Raw genomic sequence first — 21,705 nt, 5'->3', positions numbered from 1 at the left:
TCGGAGGGCCGTCCGCCTCCGCCCGGCAGACAGGTGCACGATGACCGACGGCTCCCCCGCCTCCCCCCGGCGTCCGATCGCGCCACCGATGGCGCTCGGCGACCCAGAACGATTGCGCTCGCTCGCCGACACCGGGCTGGACGCCGCCCCGGACGAGGCGTTCGACAGGTTCGCCCGGCTGGTCAGCGACCTGCTGGACGTGCCTGTCGCGCTGGTCTCGTTGGTCTCCGCCGACCGGCAGTTCTTCCCGGGCGCGGTCGGGTTGCCGGAGCCCTGGTCGCAGCGCCGGCAGACCGCGCTGAGCCACTCGTTCTGTCAGCACGTGGTGGACATCCAGGTGCCGATGGTGCTGCCGGACGCCCGGCTCTACCCCCGCGTCCGGGACAACCTGGCCATCGACGACCTCGGCGTGGTCGCGTACGCCGGGATGCCGCTGACCGACCTCTCCGGCCGGGTGCTCGGCTCGCTCTGCGCCATGGACAGCAAACCTCGCGCCTGGACTGCCGCGCAGCTGCGGACCCTCGCCGACCTGGCCGCCGCCTGCTCGTCGGAGCTGCGACTGCGGATCGCGCTCGACGGCGCACAGGAGGCTCGGCGGCGGGTCGTGCAGGCGCACGAGCGGCTGGAACTGCTGGCCGGGGTCAGCGAGACCCTCGCTGGCACCCTGGACGTGGGCACCGCGCTGCGGCGGCTCGCCGCCACCATGGTGCCGCTGCTCGCCGACTGGTGCCTGCTCACCCTGATCGGGCCGACCGGCCTGCCCCGCGAGGTGGTCTCGGTGCACCGGGACCCGGCCCGCGCGGCGGACGTCGACCGCTTCGGCGAGCTGCTGCGCACCGGCCTGAGCCCCGAGTCGATCATCCGGGCGGTGCTCCGGACCGGCCAGCCCCGGCTCGGCAGCGTGGCGTCCCTGGCCGACGTGACGCGGGGTACCACCCACCCGGAGATGGCCTCCATCGCCAGCCGGCTGGGCATCGCCTCCTACCTGACAGTGCCGGTGCGCGGCGTCGGCGGCACGGTGCTGGGGGCGATCACCCTCGTCAACGGCGGCCAACGTCAGCAGTTCGACGACCGGGACCTGCTCACCGCCGTCGACATCGGCCGCCGGGCCGGTCAGGCCGTCGGCAACAGCTCGATGTACGGCGAGCAGCGGCACGTCGCCGAGGTCCTGCAACACAGCATGCTGCCCCGGCTACCGGTGGTGGCGGAACTGGAACTGGCGGCCCGATACCAGCCGGCGGCCGACCGGGTAGAGGTGGGCGGCGACTGGTACGACGCCTTCGTGCAGCCCGACGGCGACGTGATCGCGGCGATCGGGGACGTGGCCGGGCACGACATCGAGGCGGCGGCGACCATGGGCCAACTGCGCAACCTGGTGCGGGGCAACGCCTTCGGTCGGCCGGACGCGGTCGGGTCCCTGATGAGCGACCTGGATGGCGCCATCCGTGGCCTGCGGCTGCCGATCGCCGCCACCGCGACGCTGGTCCGGATCTGTCCGCAGCGCGCTGGTGTGCACGAGGTGACCTGGTCCAACGCCGGGCACCCGCCGGCCCTGGTGGTCCGGGTCGGCGGGGCGGTCGAGGTGCTGGCGGCGACGCCGGAGCCGCTGCTCGGTCTGGCCCGCCCGTCGCCGCGGAGCAGTCGGTCGACAAGCCTGGCCACCGGCGACACCCTGCTGCTCTACACCGACGGGCTGATCGAACGGCGGGACCGCTCCATCGACGAGGGGTTGGCCGAGCTGGCGGGCCGGCTGGCCGGCGCCGACACGCTGCCCCTCGACGACCTGTGCGACCTGCTGCTCGCCTCGATCCGGCACCGCGAGGACGACACCGCGCTGCTGGCCGTACGGGCCCGCTGAGCAGGTCCACCGGAGACCATCGGTACCCGGTGCATCTCGACGGGCCCGGCCGGGTCGCGCGGCGGGCTACCCTGGGCCGGGTGAACGCCCGTCCCCCGTACCCTCGCATCCGCCGCCTCCGGGTGGCCCTCGCGGCGTCCTGCGCGGCGCTGCTGTTCACGGCCGGTTGCAGCTTCGGCGAGCCGGAGCCCGACCCGGCCGGCGAACCGCCCAACCTGCCGACCCCGTCCGCGTCGGCGAGCCCCGGCGGCGCCGGCCAGCAGGCGGTGGCGACGGTGCTCGCCAAGGGTCTGCGGGTGCCGTGGGCGATCGCTTTCCTGCCGGACGGCGGTGCGTTGGTCACCGAACGGGACAACGGCCGGATCCTCCAGGTCGGCCCCGAGTCCGGGCCGGACGGGCTGCGTGTCCGCCCGGTGCAGACCGTCCCGGACGTGGCGGCGGCGGGCGAGGGTGGCCTGCTCGGCATCGCCGTCTCCCCCGACTACGCCCGAGACCGCACGGTGTTCGTCTACTACACCACCGAGCGGGACAACCGGGTCGCCCGGCTGCAACTCGGCGGGCAGCCCACCCCGATCCTCACCGGCATCCCCAAAGCCAATGTGCACAACGGCGGCGGGCTGGGCTTCGGCCCGGACAAGCAGCTCTACGTCAGCACCGGAGACGCCGGTCAGCGCCCCCTCTCCCAGGACGTGAAGAGCCTCGGCGGCAAGATCCTCCGGATCACCCCGGACGGCAAGCCCGCCGCCGGCAACCCGTACCCCAACTCCCCGGTCTGGTCCCTGGGGCACCGCAACGTGCAGGGTTTCGCCTGGGACGCCGCGAAGCGGATGTACGCCGTCGAGTTCGGCCAGAACACCTGGGACGAGATCAACCAGATCACCAAGGGCGGCAACTACGGCTGGCCGGAGGTCGAGGGCCAGGCCGGCGACAAACGGTTCACCGACCCGATCGCGCAGTGGGCGACGTCGGACGCGTCCTGCTCGGGTCTGGCCGCCACGGACCGGCTGCTGGTCACCGGCTGCCTGCGCGGCAAGCGCCTCTGGGTGATGGAGCTGACCGACACCGGCACCCTGCTCGGTCAGCCCAGTGAGCTGCTCACCAACCGCTACGGTCGACTGCGTGCGGTGGCCGCGGCACCGGACGGGTCGCTCTGGGTGAGCACTTCCAACCACGACGGCCGGGGCGACCCGGCGGGCGACGACGACCGGCTCCTGCGGGTGGTCTTCGCGGGTGGTGACGGCGGGCGCAGCTGATTGCGTCACCATCCGTTCAGGTTTGCCAAGATCTTCCGACGGGCAGGTCAGACTTTCAGCATGGACGGGCAAGGCGACGAGCGGCACGACGACGCCGATGACCGGGACGACCCGGTGACCGGCGGCGATCGGCCGCGCCGGACGGGTTGGTGGGTCGGCGCCGCCGGCCCGCTGCGCCGCCTCGGGCTGGTCGTCGCGGTCCTCGCCGTGGCCCTGGCCGGGGCGGTGCTCGGGGTGCTGGCCGGCGGCCAGGTGAGCACCGACATCGGCCCGTTCCGGGCCAATCTCAGCATCTCCCCCGCCCGGGACGGCGGCACCACCGTCGACATCCCGCCGCTCGGCGCGCTGCTGCTCGACAGCCACGACGGGCCGACCCATCTCACCGTCCGGCTGGGCGCCCTCGACCAGGGGCGCACCGAGGCGTTGATCGACGACCCGGCCAGCATCAGCCGGGCCAGTCAGAGCGCCGTGGAGGACGTCCGCTCCGGGGTGATGCGCCTCGGCCTGCGTACCCTCGGCGCGTCGGTGCTCGTCACGTTGATCCTGGCCGGGCTGATCTTCCGCAACGTTCGGCGGACCGCCTGGGCCGGAGGGTTGGCGCTGCTGGTCACCGCCGGCAGCCTCGGCACGGCGGCGGCGACCCTTCGCCCGCAGGCCATCGAGGAACCCCGCTACGAGGGGTTGCTGGTCAACGCGCCGGCCATCGTCGGTGACGCCCGACGGATCGCCAACGACTACACCAAGTACGCGGAGCAGTTGCAGCGCCTGGTCGGCAACGTCAGCCAGCTCTACACCACAGTGTCGGCGCTTCCGCTGTTGGAGCCGACCCCGGGCACCACCCGGGTGCTGCACGTCTCCGACATGCACCTCAACCCGACCGGCTGGCAACTGATCCGGACGGTGGTGGAGCAGTTCGGCATCGACGTGGTGATCGACACCGGGGACATCACCGACTGGGGCAGCGAACCGGAGGCCTCCTTCGTGGCCTCGATCGGCCTGCTGAAGAAGCCGTACGTCTTCATCCGGGGCAACCACGACTCCGGCAAGACCGCCGCCGCGGTGGCCCGTCAGCCGAACGCGATCGTCTTGAACAACACGACCACCACCGTCGCCGGGCTGACCATCGCCGGCATCGGCGACCCGCGCTTCACCCCGGACAAGAACACCTCCCCGGCCGGCAGCGGGTTGACCCAACAGGTGGCCGACCAGGTGATCGCGGCCGGCAACCAGCTCGCCGCGACGGTCCGCAGCTCACCGCGACCGGTAGACATCGCGCTCGTGCACGACCCGGCGTCGGCCGGGCCGCTCGCCGGCACCTGCCCGCTGGTGCTGGCCGGGCACACCCACTCCCGGCAGGTCTCCGAGCTGCCCCAGGCCCCCGGGCAGCAGCGCACCACGCTGATGGTGGAGGGCTCCACCGGCGGCGCCGGGCTGCGCGGCCTGGAGGGTGAGAAGCCCACCCCGCTGTCGATGAGCGTGCTCTACTTCGACCAGCAGAAGCTGCTCCAGGCGTACGACACCATCACCGTCGGCGGCACCGGGCAGGCTCAGGTCAACCTGGAACGTCGCCTGGTGGAGAACCCGAGCGCCGGCGTCCCCGCCACACCGACGCCGACGCCGAGCGGCGGTGTCCCCGCCACACCCACGCCCACGCCGACCGGCTGAGCCGACGTCGACGCCCGCCAGCGGACCGGCGAGCGGTCGACGGCTCAGCGCAGGGCGATGGCGGCCAGCGCGGCGTTGACGATGCTGCCGGGCAGCAGGTCGTGCAGTTCGTACAGCTCGGCGACGCTGCCGGACTGGCCGAACTCGTCCACGCCGAGTGGCACCGCCGGTGCGCCGACCGCCGAACCGAGCCAGGCCATCGCGTGCGACGCGGCGTCGTGCACCGTCACCACCGGCACCCGATCGGCGAACGCGGACCGCAGCGCCCCCGGCACGCTGGGCACCGTGGCCGTCCGTACGCCCTGGCGAAGGGTGCGCTGCCAGGCCCGGTACAGCCGGTCGAGACTCGTCACGTCGACAACATGTGCGGCGATGCCCTCGTCGGCCAGCTCCGCCGCCGCGGCCAGCACCTCGGGCAGCACCGCGCCGGAGGCGGCAAGCTGCACCACCGGGGCGTCGACCAGGTGCGGATACGCCTGGTGCGCGTCGACCAGCCGGTACGCCCCGGCGACGACCTGCCGGCGCAGCACCGCGTCACCGAACCGGGCACGGGCCGCCTCGAACGGCGCCTGATCCAGCGGTCGGGTGCTCAACCGGAAGTAGTACGCGCCGTCCTCGGCGGGTGCTGCCGTCGCGGCCGGGGCCGCCCCACCGGCGATCTGACCGAGCGCGTCGCAGAGCAGCCAGTCGAGGGTGGCCGCGTACGCCGGCTCGACGAACGTCACCCCGGGCAGCTCCAGGCCGACCGACGCGGTGATCGTGGACTGGTGGGCGCCGCCCTCCGGGGCGAGGGTGATACCGGACGGGGTGCCGGCCACCACGAACCGGGAGCCGGAGTAGGTGCCGTAGAGGAAGGCGTCGAGGCCGCGCAGCACGAACGGGTCGTAGACGGTGCCCACCGGCAGCAGCGGCTGCCCGGACAGGTCCCAGGACAGCCCGAGCTGGCCGAGCAGCAGGAACAGGTTCATCTCCGAGATGCCCAGCTCGATGTGCTGCCCGGCGGGGCTCTCCGTCCAGCGCAGCATCCGGTCCTCGGTCCAGGAACGCTGCTCGGTGGGGGCGAACACCCCGGTCTTGTTGATGAACCCGGCCAGGTTGGTGGAGGTGGCCACGTCCGGGGCGGTGGTGACCAGGTAGCGGCTCACCTCCCGGTCCCGCGCCAGGTCCACGAGCACCCGCCCGAAGGCCTCCTGGGTGGAGATCGGCTTGTTGGCGCGTACTCCCGTGCTCTCCGGAACGGTGACCCCCAGCGCGCGCTCGCGCGGCGCGCGGGACAGCGCCTCCCGGCGGGCGCCGGCCTGGATCCCGGCGGGTGACGCCGGGTCGAGGCGGTCCCACTCGGTCTCGGCGGTCAACCCCTGCGCGGCGCGCAACGTGTCGACCTGCTCTGAGCTGAGCAGCGCGGAATGGTTGCGCGGATTGCCGGCGATGGGCAACCCCCAACCCTTGACCGTGTACGCGAAGACGACGCTGGGCCGGTCGGTGACCGCGTCGCACTGGGCGTACGCGTCAAGCATCGCCTGAAGGTCGTGCCCGCCCAGGTCGGTGACGAGCGGGCCGAGTTCCTCGTCGGAGACGTCGGCGATCAGCTCGGCGATGCCGGCCGGAGCGCCGTCCAGGAACTGCTTGCGCAGCGCCGGCCCGACCAGCCCGAACAGCGACTGGTACTGCTCGTTCGGCATCGCGTCGATCCAGTCGCGCAGCGCCTCACCGCCCGGCCGGGCGTACGCCTCGGCGAGCCGACGGCCGTACTTGACCTCCACGACGTGCCAGCCGGCCGCCTCGAACTGGCCCCGCCACTGGTTGATCCGGATGCCGGGGACCACCCGGTCCAGCGACTGGCGGTTGAAGTCGACCAGCCACATGACGTTGCCCAGCCCGGTGGTCGCCGGGTCGGCGACCGCCTCCCAGATGTTTCCCTCGTCCAGTTCGGCGTCGCCGATCAACGCCACGAACCGGGAGTGCGGGCGGGCCCCGAAGTGCGCGTCGACGTACCGCCGGGTGGCGGCGGCGAAGAGCGGCGCCGCCGCGCCCAGGCCGACCGAACCGGTGGAGAAGTCCACAGCGTCCGGGTCCTTGGTGCGCGACGGGTACGACTGGAGGCCGCCACGGGCCCGCAGCCGGGGCAGGTAGGAGCGGTCCAGGTTGCCGAGCAGGTACTGGATGGCGTGGAACACCGGGGACGCGTGCGGCTTCACGGCGACCCGGTCCTCGGCGTCCAGGTGCGCGAACCAGAGCGCTGTCATCGCCGTGACCAGCGAGGCGCTGGACGCCTGGTGGCCGCCGACCTTCACACCGTCGCCGGTGGCCCGGTCATGGTTGGCGGCGTCCACGATCCGGGTGGCGAGCCAGAGCACCCGCCGCTGGATCTCGTCGAGGACATCGAGGTCGTGCTCGGTCACGGTGGCTCCATCCAGGCGTCGTCGTTGACGCCCTCGCGAGGGGTGCGGGGTGGCCGCGTGGGTCGACAGGGGGTGGCGGAAGGCCGCCGCCGGGTCGCGGCGGCGGGCTGCTCCGGGTGGGTCTCTCAGCCCTGGACGCCGAGGCGCTCCAGGATCAGCTCACGCAGGGTCTTCGCGTCGGCCTGCCCACGGGTGGTCTTCATCACCGCGCCGACCAGCGCGCCGACCGCAGCGACCTTGCCGCTGCGGATCTTGTCGGCGATGCCCGGGTTCGCGGCGATCGCCTCGTCCACGGCGGCGGTGAGCGCGCCGGTGTCCGACACGACCTCCAGGCCCCGGCTGGTCATGATCTCGGTGGGCGAGCCCTCACCGTCGACAACGCCCTCCAGCACCGTGCGGGCCATCTTGTCGTTGAGCTTGCCGGCGTCGACAAGACCCTGAAGCTCGGCGACCTGGGCGGGCGTGGCTCCGATCTCGGCCAGCTCCACGCCGCTCTCGTTGGCCCGGCGGGACAGCTCACCGAGCCACCACTTGCGGGCCGCGGCCGGGGTGGTGCCGGCGGCCACCGTCGCCTCGATCAGCTCGACCGCGCCGGCGTTCAGCACCGACTGCATGTCCAGGTCAGAGAGGCCCCACTGCTCCTGGAGCCGACGCCGGTGCACCCGGGGCAGCTCCGGCAGGGCGGCCTTCAGCTCGGCGACCCAGGCCGGGTCCGGGGCGATCGGCACCAGATCCGGCTCGGGGAAGTACCGGTAGTCGGTGGCCGTCTCCTTCGAGCGACCCGGCGTGGTGTCACCGGTGTCCTCGTGGAAGTGCCGGGTCTCCTGGGTGATCCGGCCGCCCGCGTCGAGCACCGACGCCTGCCGCAGCATCTCCGAGCGGACCGCCCGCTCCACCGACCGCAGCGAGTTGACGTTCTTGGTCTCGGTGCGGGTGCCCCACTCCGCGCCCGGCAGGTTGAGCGAGGTGTTCACGTCGCAGCGCAGCGACCCCTCCTCCATCCGCACGTCGGAGACGCCGAGGGTGCGGATCACGTCGCGCAGCTCGGCGACGTACGCCTTGGCCACCTCGGGGGCGAGCGCACCGGTGCCCGTGATCGGCTTGGTGACGATCTCGACCAGCGGGATGCCGGCCCGGTTGTAGTCGACCAGCGACTCCGTCGCGCCGTGGATGCGGCCGGTGGCGCCGCCGACGTGCAGCGTCTTGCCGGTGTCCTCCTCGAGGTGCACCCGCTCGATCTCGATCCGCACCGTCTCACCGCCCACCTCGACGTCCAGGTAACCGTCGACGCAGATCGGCTCGTCGTACTGGCTGATCTGGAAGTTCTTCGGCATGTCCGGGTAGAAGTAGTTCTTCCGGGCGAACCGGCACCACTCGGCGATCGAGCAGTTCAACGCCAGGCCGATCCGGATGATCGCCTCGATGGCCGCCTTGTTGGCCACCGGCAGCGAACCGGGCAGGCCCAGGCACACCGGGCAGACCCGGGTGTTCGGCTCGCCGCCGAAGTCGGTCGGGCAACCACAGAACATCTTGGTGTTCGTGCCCAGCTCGACGTGGGTCTCCAGGCCGATCACCGGTTCGAAGCGCGCAACGACCTCGTCGTACGCGGGCAGTGTCGTGGTCATGAGACGCTCCAGGCGCGATCCGGGACAGAACCTGTCCAGCCTAATGGGGTTGCCCGATCAATCCTCGGCCGGGTTTCGTCCGGCGTGCGTGGCGTTACCGACAGCGGGGTACGGAGCGACAATGACGAATACGGGGAGAGAGCGAGGAATGCAGCCCGGCCGGTGCTCGTCGGGGTGGTCGCGGTGTGGGCGGTGGCCGTCGTGGTGACACTGGTCAGCTGGTTCGCCTCCGGAGAGGACCGGAAGCCGGACACGGCCGCCGAGTTGGTGATCGGCATGGTGCTGCCCGGGGTGGCGGCGCTGGTGATCGCGTACGCAGTGGTGCACCTGCTGGGACGGTGGCGCCGGAATCGGGGGCGGCCGTGACGAGCGGGGGACGTGTCGCCGCTGACGAACAGGTGACGCGGCGGCGGCAACGCCGCAGCACGTACGTCGTCGCCGCGGTCGCCGTGGTCGCCACCGCCGCGCTGGGCACCGCCACCTTTGTCGGCCGCGACACAGTGAAGTCCGACCAGCTGCTCATGTCGTTCGGGCTGATGCTCATCCCGCCGCTGGTCGGCGCGGTCGTCGCCCTCGTCTTCGGGCGCCGGCTGATCAGGCGGATGCCCCGGACGACCGGTGCCGACCCGGCGACGAAGCGGCAGGTCGCGCAGGTGTTACGCGACGGGTCCACCGACGACCCCCGTCTCGACGCGCTGGCTCGCACTGAGGCTGGGTCCCGCGTCCGTCAACGCTGGTTGCTGGTGCTGTTCGCGGCAGGCTTCCTCAGCCAACTGCCACCCCTGGTGAGCCCGGTCCGCCCGTTCACCCGCGTGCTGGCCGTACTACTGCTCCTGCTCTGGGGAGGTGCCGCCTGGTATCGCTGGCGTGGCCTGCGGGAGGCCCGCCGCTACCTCGCCGGGCCGCCGAGCCAGCCCTGATCGACACCCCACCTGCCCGGACGCGCGATCGGCGCCGAGGGACACGTCCCTCGGCGCCGATGCGGTTCCGGTCTAGAGCGTCGGCGGGGTGAACGTGCCGACGGCGGACTCCAACGCGGCGGCGACCCGGTACATCCGGTCGTCGGCCATCGTCGGGGCCATCACCTGCATACCGACCGGCAGCCCCTCGGACAGCCCACAGGGCACCGAGATGCCCGGCCCGCCGTACAGGTTCGTCGGAATCGTGTACAGGTCGGCCAGGTACATCTGGTACGGGTCGGCGGTCCGCGCGCCGATCGGGAACGCCACCGACGGGGTGGTCGGCGAGATCAGCGCGTCGACCCGCTCGAACGCGGCGGTGAAGTCCCGGGTGATGAGCGTCCGGACCTTCTGCGCCTGCCCGTAGTACGCGTCGTAGTAACCCGACGACAGCGCGTACGTGCCGATCATGATGCGGCGCTTGACCTCCGGGCCGAAGCCGGCCTCCCGGGTCAGCGACATGACCTCCTCCAGCGACCGGTTGCCGTCGTCGCCGACCCGCAGGCCGAACCGGACACCGTCGAACCGGGCCAGGTTGGAGGAGCACTCGCTCGGGGCGATCAGGTAGTACGCCGGCAGCGCGTACGCGAACGTCGGGCAGGACACCTCGACGACCTCGGCACCCATCTTGGTCAGCGCGTCCACCGACTCACGGAACGCGGCCATCACGCCCGGCTCGGCGCCCTCGCCGACGAACTCGCTCACGATGCCGAGCCGCACACCCGTCAGGTCGCCGGTAGCACCGAGCTTCGCCGCCGCCACCACGTCCGGCACCGGCTGCGGGATGGAAGTGGAGTCGCGCGGGTCGTGCCCGCCGATCACCTGGTGCAGCAGGGCCGCGTCGAGCACCGTCCGGGCACACGGGCCGGGGGTGTCGAGCGACGAGGAGAACGCCACCAGCCCGTAACGGGAGGTGCCGCCGTAGGTGGGCTTGGCGCCCACGGTGCCGGTGACCGCACCGGGCTGGCGGATCGAGCCGCCGGTGTCCGAGCCGATCGCCAGCGGCGCCTCGTACGCGGCCAGCGCGGCGGCGCTGCCACCACCCGAACCACCCGGGATCCGGCTCAGGTCCCACGGGTTGTGCGTCGGGCCGTACGCCGAGTATTCGGTGGAGGAGCCCATCGCGAACTCGTCCATGTTGGTCTTGCCGAGCATCACAGTGCCGGCGTCCCGCAGCCGCTGCACGATCGTCGCGTCGTACGGCGGGCGCCAGCCCTCCAGGATCTTCGACCCCACAGTGGTCGGCACGCCACGGGTGGCGAGCACGTCCTTGACCGCGACCGGCACACCCGCGAGCGGGCCCAACTCCTCGCCGGCGGCCCGGCGCTCGTCCACCGCGCGGGCCGCGGCGAGCGCGCCCTCGGTGTCGACGTGCAGGAAGGCGTGCACCCGGTCGTCGACAGCGGCGATCCGGTCCAGGTGCGCCTGGGTCACCTCGACAGCGGAGGTCTCGCCCCCGGCGACCAGGGCCGCGATCTCCGTCGCGGTCATTCTGATCAAGTCGCTCATGCCGTCACTCCGCTTCGCTCCGCGACGCCATGAGGCACCACCGCGCTGCACTGCTGATTCGCTCGCTGCCGCTCGCTCATGAGGCCACATCCTCGGTCAGGATCCGCGGTACGCGGAACCGCTGGTCCTCGGCGTCGGGCGCGCCCGACAGCGCTTCCTCCGGGGTCAGGCACGGCGTGACGACGTCCTCGCGGAAGATGTTGGTCAGCGGCACCGAGTGCGAGGTCGGCGGGATGTCCGCGGCGGCGACCTCGCCGACCTGGGCGACCGCCTGGAGGATCACGTCGAGCTGACCGGCGAACGTGTCCAGCTCCTCCTCGGTGACGGCGAGCCGCGACAGGCGCGCCAGGTGCGCGACCTCCTCGCGGGAGATGGCGGCCATCAGTGCCCCCTTCTGAATTCCTGCTGGTCGGGCGGTGTGCCGGCCGCGCGACAGGTGGAGCGTGACACGCGGTGACCGGAGCGAGTCTATTGTTCCGCTCCGGTGCCGCGTCCCCGACTCCCCCTCCGGCGGCCCTCGTGCGGGGTCAGCGGGTGGGCCGGCGAGCGACATCCGGCTGCGGGTGCCCGCCGGTCGGGCGCACCGGCCGGTACCGGGCCAGCCAGGTGACCAACTCCTCGGCCGGCATCGGCCGGGCGTAGAACCAACCCTGAGCGGCATCGCAGCCAGCGGCGTGCAGCATCCGCCAGGTCCGCTCGTCCTCGACACCCTCGGCGACCACCCGCAGCCCCAGCGCGCCGGCCAGCTCAATCATGGATCGGACGATCGCCGCGTCGTCGGCGTCGTCGGCCATGCCCAGAACGAACGACCGGTCCACCTTCACCTCGGACAGCGGCAGGCGGCGCAGGTGCTGGAGCGAGGAGTAGCCGGTGCCGAAGTCGTCGAGCGCGATGGCCACCCCGATCCGGTGCAGCCGGGAGATGGTGGCCAGCACCCGACGCGGGTCGGCCATCAACGCGCCCTCGGTGATCTCGACCTGAAGGCGCTCGGCCGGCACCCCGTAGCGGGCCAGCCGATCGGCGATCTGGTCGGCGATCTCGCCGGTGTGCAGGTCGCGCACGCTCACGTTCAGCGCGGCGCGCAGGCCGATGCCGGCCGCCGACCACTTGGCGAGCTGTTCCACCACGTCGTCGACGACACGACGGGTGAGCAGTCGCATCACGGCGCTCTGCTCGGCGACCCGGATGAGTTCCTCCGGGTCGACCATGCCCCGCCGGGGGTGCCGCCACCGCAGCAGCGCCTCGACGCCGACCACCTCGCCGGTCGCGATGGCGATCTGCGGTTGGTAGTACATGGTGATTTCCCCGGCGTCGTCGGCCGGCTCATCGTCCGCGTGCGCCCACCCGGTCGGTTCCAGTGGCTGCCCGGACGCACCCGGCCCGACGTCCCGCCGCCCCCCGGTCCGGCCCCTGCCCACAGCGCTCCCGTTCGGGGACCGCCGACCGACCCCGCCCCCGGCGCGCCGCTCCCGGGCCGAGCCGGAACGGGTGCCGGCGACAGTGGCACGGGCGTTGCGGCCCCGGATGGGGTCGGCTCCGGTGGCGATCCGGTTGATCAGCTCATCGGAGTGCACCAGCTCGGCGTCGGTGCGCCGACGCCGTGGCCACCACCTTGCCGCTCCCGGTGGCGCCGGGGCGAGCGTCGGCGCCGGGTCCGTCGCTGGCGCGGACCGGTCCGACGCCGCGGTGGGCAGCGCGCCCTCGGCCGGGGCGCCGGTGGGCAGCGCCGCCCCGTCACCGCCGCGCACCTCAGCCGACGCGACAAGGGGTACGTCGGCGCTCCGCTCGGCGTCGCCCGGCACGCCGTGCCGGCCGTTCCCGTCCGGCTCCACACCCTCGCCCTGGCCCTGAACAGCCGACTCGGCGTCGCCGTCGAACGGCCCCTCGGCCGAAGGGCTGGTCTCCAGTACGCGGCGCAGGTCGGCGAGGAGGCCGAGTCGCTCGGCGGAATTGTGGTCGGACTCCGGGGCGTACACGGCCACCGTGTCGTTGCGGTGTTTGGCGTCGTACATCGCCACGTCGGCGTGGCGCATCAGGGTGGCGAAGTCCTCGCCGTGCTCCGGGAAGAGGGCGATCCCGATCGACCCGCCCACGTCCAGCGGCAACCCGTCAAGCGGCACCGGCTCGGCCAGCGCCTGAACCACCCGGTCGGCCAACTCCCGCGCCTGACCGACGTCGGTCAGCCCGGTCATCACGATGGCGAACTCGTCACCGCCCAGCCGGGCGATCATCTGTGGCCGGGGCTGCATGTCGGTGAGCCGGGCGCTGACCTCGACCAGCAGTCGGTCGCCCACGGCGTGCCCAAGGGCGTCGTTGACGTTCTTGAAACGGTCCAGGTCGATCAGCAGGAGCGCGAGCTGCCCGTCGGGTTCACCACGGGCGGTCCGCTCCGCATGCAGGTGCACCTGCTCGGCCACCTCGGCCAGCAGTGCCTTGCGGTTGGGCAGCCCGGTCAGCGGGTCGGCGGCGGCAAGGTGCTGCTGTTCGTTTGTCAACCGCGCCATCCGGTAGACGGCGAAGAGCGGCACCAGCACCAGCGGGATCAGCGCGGCGCTGACCCGCGCCGCCGCGACCAGCACCGGGGCGAGCAGCAGCAGCGAGCCGGTGGACAGCAACTCGAAGCCGAGGCCCTGACGGACGGTGGGCCACCAGCGGTCCCCGAACCGCAGCCGCACCGCCCAGCTGACCAACCCGTAGTTGACGACGAACCAGGCCAGCACGGCACCGCCGACGGCGGCCACGTCGGTCCAGTGCAACCGCCCGCCGGAGAAGATGGTGCCGGAGCTGAGCTGGATCACCCCGTACGCGGCGGCGAGGGCACACGCGTACTGGCCGACGTTGAACGCCGTGCGCCAGGCCGCGTGCCGCATCCGCCAACCCGAGACGACGACGCCCACCGCCTGCACCACCACCGCCGGGCCGAGACCCCAGCCGAGCAGGATCGCGAAGGTGAAACAGGTGGACGGAAACACCGCCGACGTCTGCCGGCGCCCCGGTGGCACGAACGGGCGCGCGTCGCAGATCACGGCGAGCGCGGCCATCGTCCAGAACGCCACCGGCAACTCGGACAACTCGCCGGGGAGCCTCGCGAGTGGAACGGCGGCGGTCAGCGCGGCGACCGCCAGGATGCCGGCGACGAAGGCGGCGAACGGTGCGACCCGTCCCGCAGGAAGCGAGTTGCGTGGGTCGGCGACCTCCACCACACCTCCCGACCGACCATCGGCGTGCCGGTGCGCGCGCCGTGACCCAATGAAACGCCCTCGGCCCCCAGTTTCCCGGTATGACAGTCACGAATCGGTCGTAGTCGTAATTAAGTTGGTATACGCGGCCAGTCGCCGTTCCCGGCCGCCGGCCGGGTCAACCCCCGAGCTGAGCGACCTCCCGGGCGGCGTCCGGGCCCGCGTCCAGCAGGAGCCGGAACCCGTCCTCGTCGAGCACCGGCACCTTGAGACTGACTGCCTTGTCGGCCTTCGACCCGGGGTTGTCCCCCACCACCACGAAGCTCGTCTTCTTGGAAACCGACCCGCTGACCTTGCCGCCCCGGCTCTGCACGGCCTCGGCGGCCTGGTCCCGGGAGAAACCGGCGAGGGTGCCGGTCACCACGACCGTCAACCCCTCCAGCGGGCGCGGACCCTCGTCGACCGCCTCCTCGGCCATCCGTACGCCGGCCTCAGCCCACTTGCGGACCACCTCGCGGTGCCAGTCCACAGCGAACCACTCCCGGATGCTGGCGGCGATGGTCGGCCCGACCCCGTCGACGGAGGACAGCTCCTCCTCGGTGGCCGCGTCGATGGCGTCCATCGAGCGGAAGTGCCGGGCGAGCGCCTGGGCCGCGGTCGGGCCGACGTGCCGGATGGAGAGCGCCACCAGCACCCGCCACAGGTCCCGTTCCCGGGCGACCGCGAGATTGTCCAGCAACTTGGTGGCGTTGCTGCCCAGGCTGCCGTCCTTGTTGACGAAGAACGGCGACCGGGACAGCTGCTCGGCGTCGAGGTGGAAGAGGTCGCCCTCGTCGCTGATGATCTCCGCGTCGAGCAGGGCTGCCGCGCCCTTGTAGCCGAGCACCTCGATGTCGAAGCCACCCCGGCCGGCAAGGTGGAACACCCGCTCCCGCAACTGCGCCGGGCAGCTGCGGGTGTTGGGGCAACGGATGTCCACGTCGCCCTCCTTCGATGGCGCGAGCGGGGTGCCGCAGGCCGGGCAACTGGTCGGCATGACGAACGGCCGGGCATCGGCGGGCCGCAGATCGACCACCGGGCCGAGCACCTCGGGGATCACGTCACCGGCCTTGCGCAGCACCACCGTGTCGCCGATCAGCACCCCCTTGCGCTCCACCTCACGGGCGTTGTGCAGGGTGGCGAGCGCGACAGTGGAACCAGCCACGCGCACCGGCTCCAGCACGGCGAACGGGGTGACCCGGCCGGTGCGCCCCACATTGACGTCGATGTCGAGCAGCTTGGTGGTGACCTCCTCCGGCGGGTACTTGAAGGCGATCGCCCAGCGAGGGGCACGACTGGTCGACCCGAGCCGGCCCTGGATGGAGACCGGATCGACCTTCACCACCACGCCGTCGATCTCGTGCTCGACGTCGTGCCGGTGCTCGGCGTAGTAGGCGATGAACTCCGCCACGCCGGCCAGGTCCGGGACGACCCGCCACCGGTCGCTGGTCGGCAAACCCCACGACTTGAGTGCCGCGTACGACTCGGACTGCGCCGTGGGCTGGAACCCACGGCGGGCGCCGATGCCATGCACCACCAGGCGCAACGGCCGGGTGGCGGTGACCCGTGGATCCTTCTGTCGCAGGCTGCCGGCGGCGGCGTTACGGGGGTTGGCGAAGGGCGCCTTGCCCTGCTCCACCAGCCCCGCGTTGAGATCGGCGAACGCGGCGATCGGGAAGTAGATCTCGCCCCGGACCTCCACCAGCTCGGGAACGTCCGGGAATTCGCCGGACGGTACGAGCTGGCTGGGCACGTCCCGAATGCTGCGCACGTTTGCCGTGACGTCCTCACCGGTACGCCCGTCGCCTCGGGTGGCGGCCCGGACCAGCCGGCCGTTCTCGTAGGTCAGATTGATCGCCAGCCCGTCGACCTTCAGCTCACACAGGTAGGGCACCGGGCCGCCCGCGTCCCGTTCGACCCGCTCGGCCCAGGCCGCCAACTCCTCGTCGGCGAAGGCGTTGTCGAGCGAGAGCATCCGTTCGGCATGGGTGACCGCTGTGAAGTCGGTGGAGAACGTGCCACCCACCCGTTGGGTCGGCGAGTCGGGCGTCCGCAGCGCCGGAAACTCCTCCTCCAGTGCCTCCAGCTCGCGCAACTGCCTGTCGAAATCGGCGTCGGGGATGGTCGGCGCGTCCAGCACGTAGTAGCGGTACTGGTGTTCGGTCAACTCCTGGCTGAGCGCGGCATGCCGTTCCCGGGCCTGCGGCGTCGGCTCAGCCCCGGCCGCCGCCTCCTGCGCCGGGCTGACCTGCTGACCGATCTGTTCCTCGGACACACCGCCACCTTCGGACACGCCTGCGACCTCCCTGATCACGCTACTCCGGCACCGTATCGGGCCGGTGGGACAATCCGTCGCCCACCCGCGCCCGACGCGACCTCGCACTCAGCCGCGTCCGGTGATCGCGTGATGCTCAGCAGGCGTCGACGGGCCGATCCAGCTACCGACCATCAAGCGATCGAGGGCGACGGCCGAGTGCCACCAGGTGGCCTGTCGGCGTCGGGGTGGCCTGGCGGCGTCGAGGTGGTCGTGCCGCGCGGCGGCGTCGAGGTGGTCGTGCCGCGCGGCGGCGTCGAGGTGGTCGTGCCGCGCGGCGGCGTCGAGGTGGTCGTGCCGCGCGGCGGTGGGGCGGTGGTCGTGCAGCGCGGCGGTGGGGCGGTCGCGGTGTGGTTGGCGGGCGGCACGGGCGACGGCGTGCAAGGATCGCCGGACGGTGCGACCTTTGGGTCGCCGGGACGCGGAGGTACGGATGCGCGAGGCACTGCTCTGGGCGGTGGCGATCCTGCTGGCCGTGGTCGCCGGCTGGGCGTGGAACAGTTGGCGGCACCGGGTGGCCAACCGGCGTCCGGGCACCCGGCCGGGTGCGGGCGGCACCGGTGGCCGTCGTTCCACCCCGCCGCGGCCCCGTGGCGCCGAACGGCCGTCCACCAAACCCCGCTCGCGCGACACCGACCGGCGCGCCGACGCCCCGTCGCCCGGCGAGATCTGGTGGGCCGACGTGCCGTACGCCGACGGCAGCGGGTCGAAAGTGCGCCCGTGCCTGGTGCTGCGCGCCGACTCCCGGGGCGCCGACGTCCTGAAGATCACCAGCCAGGACAAGAGCGACAGGGACGACCACGTGCGGATTCCCACCCTGGACTGGGATCCGGGCGCGGAGCACGACAGTTACCTCAGCCTCACCGAGCCGATCCGACTCAACTCGGCCGCCTTTGGCGACCACGCCGGCCGCTGCGACGCCGACCTGTGGCGCAAGGTCCGCAGCCTGCGCCACCTCCCCACCCCCTGACCACCCCGCGAGCACCCTCGACCGCCTTGTTGCCGCTCGCCGGCCATGATCGGCTCGCCTTCCGGAAAGTCGGGGTGTTCTGAAGTCCCGGACACCCCAGTTTTCAGCACCCCGAGTCGATCAAGCCGGACCAGGCCAAGCCAAGCCGGACCAAGGCCAGGCCAAGCCGGACCAAGGCCAAGCCGAGCCAGGCCAAGCCGAGCCGAGCCGGGCCGAGCCGAGCCGGGCCAGCCACGCCGAGCCAGGCCGGGCCGGGCCGGGCCGGGCCGGGCCGAGCCAGGCCGAGCCAGGCCGAGCCAAACCAGGCCAGGCCCGCGGGGAGGGTCAGTCCCAGGCCGCGCCGAGCGTGGCCAGTTGGTCCGCGTACTCGATGCGGTTGGCCCATTCGCGCGGCCAGGCGGCCATGCCGACGGCCGCGCCGACGAACGCGCCGGCCAGGGCGGCGATCGAGTCGGAGTCGCCGGCGGTGGTCGCGCCCCGGGCCAGCGCCGCTACCGGGTCGCCGGCGTGCCGTACGGCGCAGAGCAGCGCGGTGGCCAGCGCCTCCTCGGCCACCCAGCCCTCCCCGGTGGCCTGACACGGGTCACCACCGTCGTCCGGCCGCGTCAGGGTGTTTGTCAGTCGGCCCAGCACCGCCAGGCACTCGTCCCAGCCCTGGACGATGAACTCCTGCGGAGAACCGGAACCGGCGTGTTGCCACAGGTCGCCCAGCCACCGCTCCCGGTAGACCAGGCGCTGGGACAGTGCCCGCTCGGTGAGCACCGCCGGCAGGTCGGTCAGCGGCGTTCCCGCGCGCAGCACGAAGACCGCGTACGCGGTGAGTTCGCTGGCGGCCAGCCCGGTCGGATGGCCGTGGGTCAGCCCGGCCTGCAACTGAGCCAACCCGGCGAGCGTGTCGAGGTCCACGTCGAGCAACCCGACCGGGGTGACCCGCATGTTGGCCCCGCAGCCCTTTGAGCCGACCACAGTCGCCTCCTGCCACGGCACCCCACGGCTCAGCTCGGCGCAGGCGCGCAGGCAGGTCATGCCCGGGGCACGGTTGTTGTCCGGGCTGACCGCCCAGGCCAGGAAGCGTCGCCGAAGCAGTGGCTCCACCGCCTCCGGCGTGAACGACGGCGCCTCGTGCAGCGCCCAACCCACAGCCAGGGCCATCTGCGTGTCGTCGGTGACCAGGGCGGGCTCGCCGGACAGTTCGCGTGGACCGGTCGGACCGTACCGGCGCTCGATCTCGGCGACGGTGAGGAACTCGGTCGGCTTGCCCAGCGCGTCACCGTAGGCGAGGCCGAAGAGCGAACCGGAGGCGCGAAGCGCAGAGGTGTGGATCACGGCGGCAATGATGCCCGGCCGCCGCAACCCACGACGAGGTCAATCCCAGCAGAGGCAGAACGGGTGGCCGGCCGGGTCGGCGTAGACCCGGAAGCCCTCGCCCTCACCTGGCAGCCGCCGAGCACCCAGCGCCAGCGCCGCCTTCTCGGCGGCCTCGATGTCGTCCACAGTCACGTCGAGGTGGAACTGCTGTGGGCGCTCGGGATCCGGCCAGGCCGGTGGGCGCAGGTTGGGCGCCTGTTGGAAGGCGAGGCGCGGCTGGTGACCGGGTGGGCCGCCCAGAACCACCCAGTCGTCATCGGAGTCACCCTCGGCGAGCGGTACGCCGAGCAGCTCGGCGTAGAACGCCGCCAACGCCCGCGGATCCGGGCAATCGATCACCACTGAACGCAGCTGTCCAATCATGACCGTCATCCTGCCCACCAGGTACGACAGGAAACCTCACACCTCGGCGAGGCGCCGGCCGGCGTCCCGGCACGCGGCGAGCACCGCCCGCGCGTACTCAGGGGTGGCGCCGGCGAGGCCGCAGGCCGGGGTGACCACCACCTGCTCGGCGAGTTGGCGACGCGGGAAGCCGAGGCGGTCCCAGACCTGGCGTACCCGGTCGGCGATCTGCGCGGAGGTCGGCGCGCCACCGGCCGACGGCGGCCGAGTCGGCGCGGCCCCGGCCAGCAACCCGAGGCCGGCGTCGATCGCCTCGCCCAGCGGGTCGAGCTTGGTGACCAGGTCCAGGTCGAGGGCGACAGCGACGGCGCCGGTGGAGCGGATCAGCTCCAGTGGCACGTCCGGGGCGCAGCAGTGCGCCAGCGTCGGCACACCGACCGCCTCGACGACAGTGCGCAGCAGGGCGGCGGCGTCCACCGACTCGACCGCCCGGTACGCGCCCAGCCCGCTCTCGGTCGGCACCCGCCCGGCCAGGACGGTCGGCAGTGACGGCTCGTCCAGTTGCAGCAGCACCGATGCCTGGGGCAGCCGGCGGGCGACCGCCGCGACGTGCGCGCGCAGCCCTTCGGCGAGGGAGCCGGTCAGGTCGCGGACCGCGCCGGGATCGCGCAACAGCCGGCCACCGATCGGCAACTCCAGGGAAGCGGCCAGCGTGAGCGGGCCGGCGGCCTGCACCTTGATCGGCCCGGCGTACCCCTCGGCCTGCTCGGCGAGCTGGTCCAGGTCGCGTTCCATCAGGTCGCGGGCCCGGCGCAGGTCGCGGCCTGGGCGTGGGGCGACCCGCCACCGCCCCGCGTACACCTCGACAGGCAGCTCGACGAGCAGCCCGGCGGACCGGCCGATCATGTCCGCTCCGGGGCCACGGGCCGGCAACTCGGGCAGGTGGGGCAGCTCGGGAAGCTCACCGAGGACCACCCGCTGAGCCTCGCCGATGTCGGTGCCGGGCAGCGAACCAATTCCGGTTGCCGCGCCGGCCGGCCAGGGCCACGCCTGATCTGTCACGGGCGAAGGCTATCCCGCGGACACCCAGGCCGTGCGGTCAGCCGGTGATGGTCGCGGAGCCGAGGACGACGTCGCCTGCCGGGTCCGGTCGGTACGCCACCACGGCCTGACCGGCGGCCACGCCGCGGACCGGTCGGCGCAGCTCGGCGTGCAGCCGGTCACCGTCGAGGGCAACGGTCGCGGGGACCACCTCGCCGTGCGCGCGCAACTGCACCTCGCACTCGACCGGGGCGTCCGGACGGGCGCCGCCGGTCCAGACCGGACGTACCGCGTGCACGTCGGACACGTCCAGAGCCTCGGCCGGGCCCACAGTCACAGTGTTGGTCTTCGGCGTGATGGAGAGCACGTAGCGTGGCCGGCCGTCCGGGGCGGGCCGGTCCAGGTGCAACCCGCGACGCTGCCCCACCGTGTACGCGTACGCGCCGCTGTGACTGCCGACGACCGCGCCGGTGGACGCGTCCACCACGTCGCCGGGCGCCTCACCGAGCCGGCCGGCCAGGAAGCCGCGGGTGTCCCCGTCGGCGATGAAGCAGATGTCGTGTGAGTCCGGCTTGTCGGCCACGGCCAGGCCACGCTCGGCGGCCTCGGCGCGGACCTGCGCCTTCGTCAAGTCACCGAGCGGGAAGATCGACCGGTCGAGCTGCTCGCGGGTGAGCACGGCGAGCACGTACGACTGGTCCTTGGCCAGGTCGACACTGCGCCGCAGCAGTCCGTCCGCGCCGAGGCGGGCGTGGTGCCCGGTCACCACCGCGTCGAAGCCCAGGGCCACCGCCCGGTCCAGCACCGCCGCGAACTTGATCTTCTCGTTGCAGCGCAGGCAGGGATTCGGCGTACGACCGGCGGCGTACTCGGCGACGAAGTCGTCGACCACGTCCTCGTGGAAGCGGTCGGCCATGTCCCACACGTAGAACGGGATGCCGATCACGTCGGCAGCCCGCCGGGCGTCCCGGGAATCCTCCAGGGTGCAGCAGCCGCGCGCGCCGGTCCGATAGGTCTGTGGGTTGCGGGCCAGCGCCAGGTGCACACCGGTCACGTCGTGCCCGGCCGCCACCGCCCGCGCCGCCGCCACTGCCGAGTCAACCCCACCCGACATCGCCGCCAGAACCCTCACCGACCCACTCCCCTTCCCCGTTGCGCCCGTTCCCCCACGACAACCCTAT

At 72.7% G+C, this 21,705-nt stretch carries 17 protein-coding genes; 6 read left to right on the top strand and 11 right to left on the bottom strand.

Annotation, left to right across the window (positions count from 1 at the left end; all coding sequences use genetic code 11):
* Positions 1-40 precede the first annotated feature (40 nt).
* From AB0B98_RS26620 to AB0B98_RS26610, 3 genes are all read left to right on the top strand, one after another.
* The gene (locus AB0B98_RS26620; protein WP_357366169.1) at positions 41-1,858 is read left to right on the top strand and encodes a GAF domain-containing SpoIIE family protein phosphatase; all 1,818 of its coding nucleotides are present in this window, start codon (positions 41-43) and stop codon (positions 1,856-1,858) included.
* An 80-nt stretch (positions 1,859-1,938) separates the two neighbouring features.
* Positions 1,939-3,111 carry a PQQ-dependent sugar dehydrogenase gene (locus AB0B98_RS26615; protein ID WP_357366167.1) on the top strand — a complete coding sequence of 391 codons (1,173 nt, stop codon included), beginning with the start codon at positions 1,939-1,941 and terminating at the stop codon, positions 3,109-3,111.
* A gap of 60 nt (positions 3,112-3,171) precedes the next feature.
* Positions 3,172-4,776, top strand: coding sequence for a metallophosphoesterase (locus tag AB0B98_RS26610; RefSeq protein ID WP_357366166.1), 1,605 nt, complete (start codon positions 3,172-3,174; stop codon positions 4,774-4,776).
* Between the two features lie 44 nt (positions 4,777-4,820).
* On the opposite strand, the gene AB0B98_RS26605 is transcribed toward AB0B98_RS26610, so the two are convergent.
* Both AB0B98_RS26605 and gatB read right to left on the bottom strand, forming a co-directional pair.
* Positions 4,821-7,178, bottom strand: coding sequence for a pyruvate dehydrogenase (locus AB0B98_RS26605; protein ID WP_357366164.1), 2,358 nt, complete (start codon positions 7,176-7,178; stop codon positions 4,821-4,823).
* Positions 7,179-7,303: 125 nt separating this feature from the next.
* Positions 7,304-8,803 (bottom strand): Asp-tRNA(Asn)/Glu-tRNA(Gln) amidotransferase subunit GatB, encoded by a 1,500-nt coding sequence (gene gatB, locus AB0B98_RS26600; protein WP_203150358.1) that lies wholly within the window; start codon positions 8,801-8,803, stop codon positions 7,304-7,306.
* A gap of 162 nt (positions 8,804-8,965) precedes the next feature.
* Between gatB and AB0B98_RS26595 the strand changes: the two genes are divergently transcribed.
* Together AB0B98_RS26595 and AB0B98_RS26590 are read left to right on the top strand one after the other, a co-directional pair.
* The gene (locus AB0B98_RS26595) at positions 8,966-9,169 is read left to right on the top strand and encodes a hypothetical protein (RefSeq protein WP_357366162.1); all 204 of its coding nucleotides are present in this window, start codon (positions 8,966-8,968) and stop codon (positions 9,167-9,169) included.
* Positions 9,166-9,723 carry a hypothetical protein gene (locus tag AB0B98_RS26590; protein WP_357366160.1) on the top strand — a complete coding sequence of 186 codons (558 nt, stop codon included), beginning with the start codon at positions 9,166-9,168 and terminating at the stop codon, positions 9,721-9,723. Before AB0B98_RS26595 ends, AB0B98_RS26590 begins: the two co-directional genes overlap by 4 nt.
* Before the next feature lie 72 nt (positions 9,724-9,795).
* Here AB0B98_RS26590 and gatA read toward each other — a convergent pair whose 3' ends face one another.
* The 5 genes from gatA to AB0B98_RS26565 all read right to left on the bottom strand — a co-directional run bounded on the left by gatA (position 9,796) and on the right by AB0B98_RS26565 (position 17,187).
* Complete coding sequence (gatA, locus tag AB0B98_RS26585; RefSeq protein WP_357366158.1) at positions 9,796-11,271, bottom strand: Asp-tRNA(Asn)/Glu-tRNA(Gln) amidotransferase subunit GatA; 1,476 nt, start codon at positions 11,269-11,271, stop codon at positions 9,796-9,798.
* A 76-nt stretch (positions 11,272-11,347) separates the two neighbouring features.
* Positions 11,348-11,653, bottom strand: a complete 306-nt coding sequence (gene gatC, locus AB0B98_RS26580; protein ID WP_091393256.1) for an Asp-tRNA(Asn)/Glu-tRNA(Gln) amidotransferase subunit GatC — start codon at positions 11,651-11,653, stop codon at positions 11,348-11,350.
* 145 nt (positions 11,654-11,798) lie between these two features.
* Entirely contained in the window at positions 11,799-14,471 is a 2,673-nt protein-coding gene (locus AB0B98_RS26575) for a bifunctional diguanylate cyclase/phosphodiesterase (protein WP_357366156.1), read from the bottom strand.
* 157 nt (positions 14,472-14,628) lie between these two features.
* Positions 14,629-16,764, bottom strand: a complete 2,136-nt coding sequence (gene ligA / locus AB0B98_RS26570; protein WP_238670987.1) for an NAD-dependent DNA ligase LigA — start codon at positions 16,762-16,764, stop codon at positions 14,629-14,631.
* 108 nt (positions 16,765-16,872) lie between these two features.
* The gene (locus AB0B98_RS26565) at positions 16,873-17,187 is read right to left on the bottom strand and encodes a hypothetical protein (protein ID WP_357366154.1); all 315 of its coding nucleotides are present in this window, start codon (positions 17,185-17,187) and stop codon (positions 16,873-16,875) included.
* A gap of 49 nt (positions 17,188-17,236) precedes the next feature.
* Here AB0B98_RS26565 and AB0B98_RS26560 point away from each other — a divergent pair, with 49 nt between their 5' ends.
* Positions 17,237-17,773, top strand: coding sequence for a type II toxin-antitoxin system PemK/MazF family toxin (locus AB0B98_RS26560; protein ID WP_357366152.1), 537 nt, complete (start codon positions 17,237-17,239; stop codon positions 17,771-17,773).
* Positions 17,774-18,097: 324 nt separating this feature from the next.
* Here the strand turns inward: AB0B98_RS26560 and AB0B98_RS26555 are convergent, their stop codons facing one another.
* From AB0B98_RS26555 to mnmA, 4 genes are read right to left on the bottom strand one after another with little or no spacing between them, the layout of a single operon-like run.
* Positions 18,098-19,099 carry an ADP-ribosylglycohydrolase family protein gene (locus tag AB0B98_RS26555; protein ID WP_357366150.1) on the bottom strand — a complete coding sequence of 334 codons (1,002 nt, stop codon included), beginning with the start codon at positions 19,097-19,099 and terminating at the stop codon, positions 18,098-18,100.
* Between the two features lie 39 nt (positions 19,100-19,138).
* The gene (locus AB0B98_RS26550) at positions 19,139-19,504 is read right to left on the bottom strand and encodes a VOC family protein (RefSeq protein WP_357270183.1); all 366 of its coding nucleotides are present in this window, start codon (positions 19,502-19,504) and stop codon (positions 19,139-19,141) included.
* Positions 19,505-19,540: 36 nt separating this feature from the next.
* A complete protein-coding gene (locus AB0B98_RS26545) occupies positions 19,541-20,545 on the bottom strand; it encodes a methionine synthase (protein ID WP_357366148.1) in 1,005 nt (334 codons plus the stop codon).
* 37 nt (positions 20,546-20,582) lie between these two features.
* Positions 20,583-21,656 (bottom strand): tRNA 2-thiouridine(34) synthase MnmA, encoded by a 1,074-nt coding sequence (gene mnmA, locus AB0B98_RS26540; RefSeq protein ID WP_357199547.1) that lies wholly within the window; start codon positions 21,654-21,656, stop codon positions 20,583-20,585.
* Between the last annotated feature and the right edge of the window lie 49 nt (positions 21,657-21,705).

Origin of the sequence: Micromonospora sp. NPDC048947 (assembly GCF_040649495.1) — a bacterium.
Classification (GTDB): domain Bacteria; phylum Actinomycetota; class Actinomycetes; order Mycobacteriales; family Micromonosporaceae; genus Micromonospora; species Micromonospora alfalfae.
This window is presented reverse-complemented; position numbering and strand designations above follow the sequence as displayed.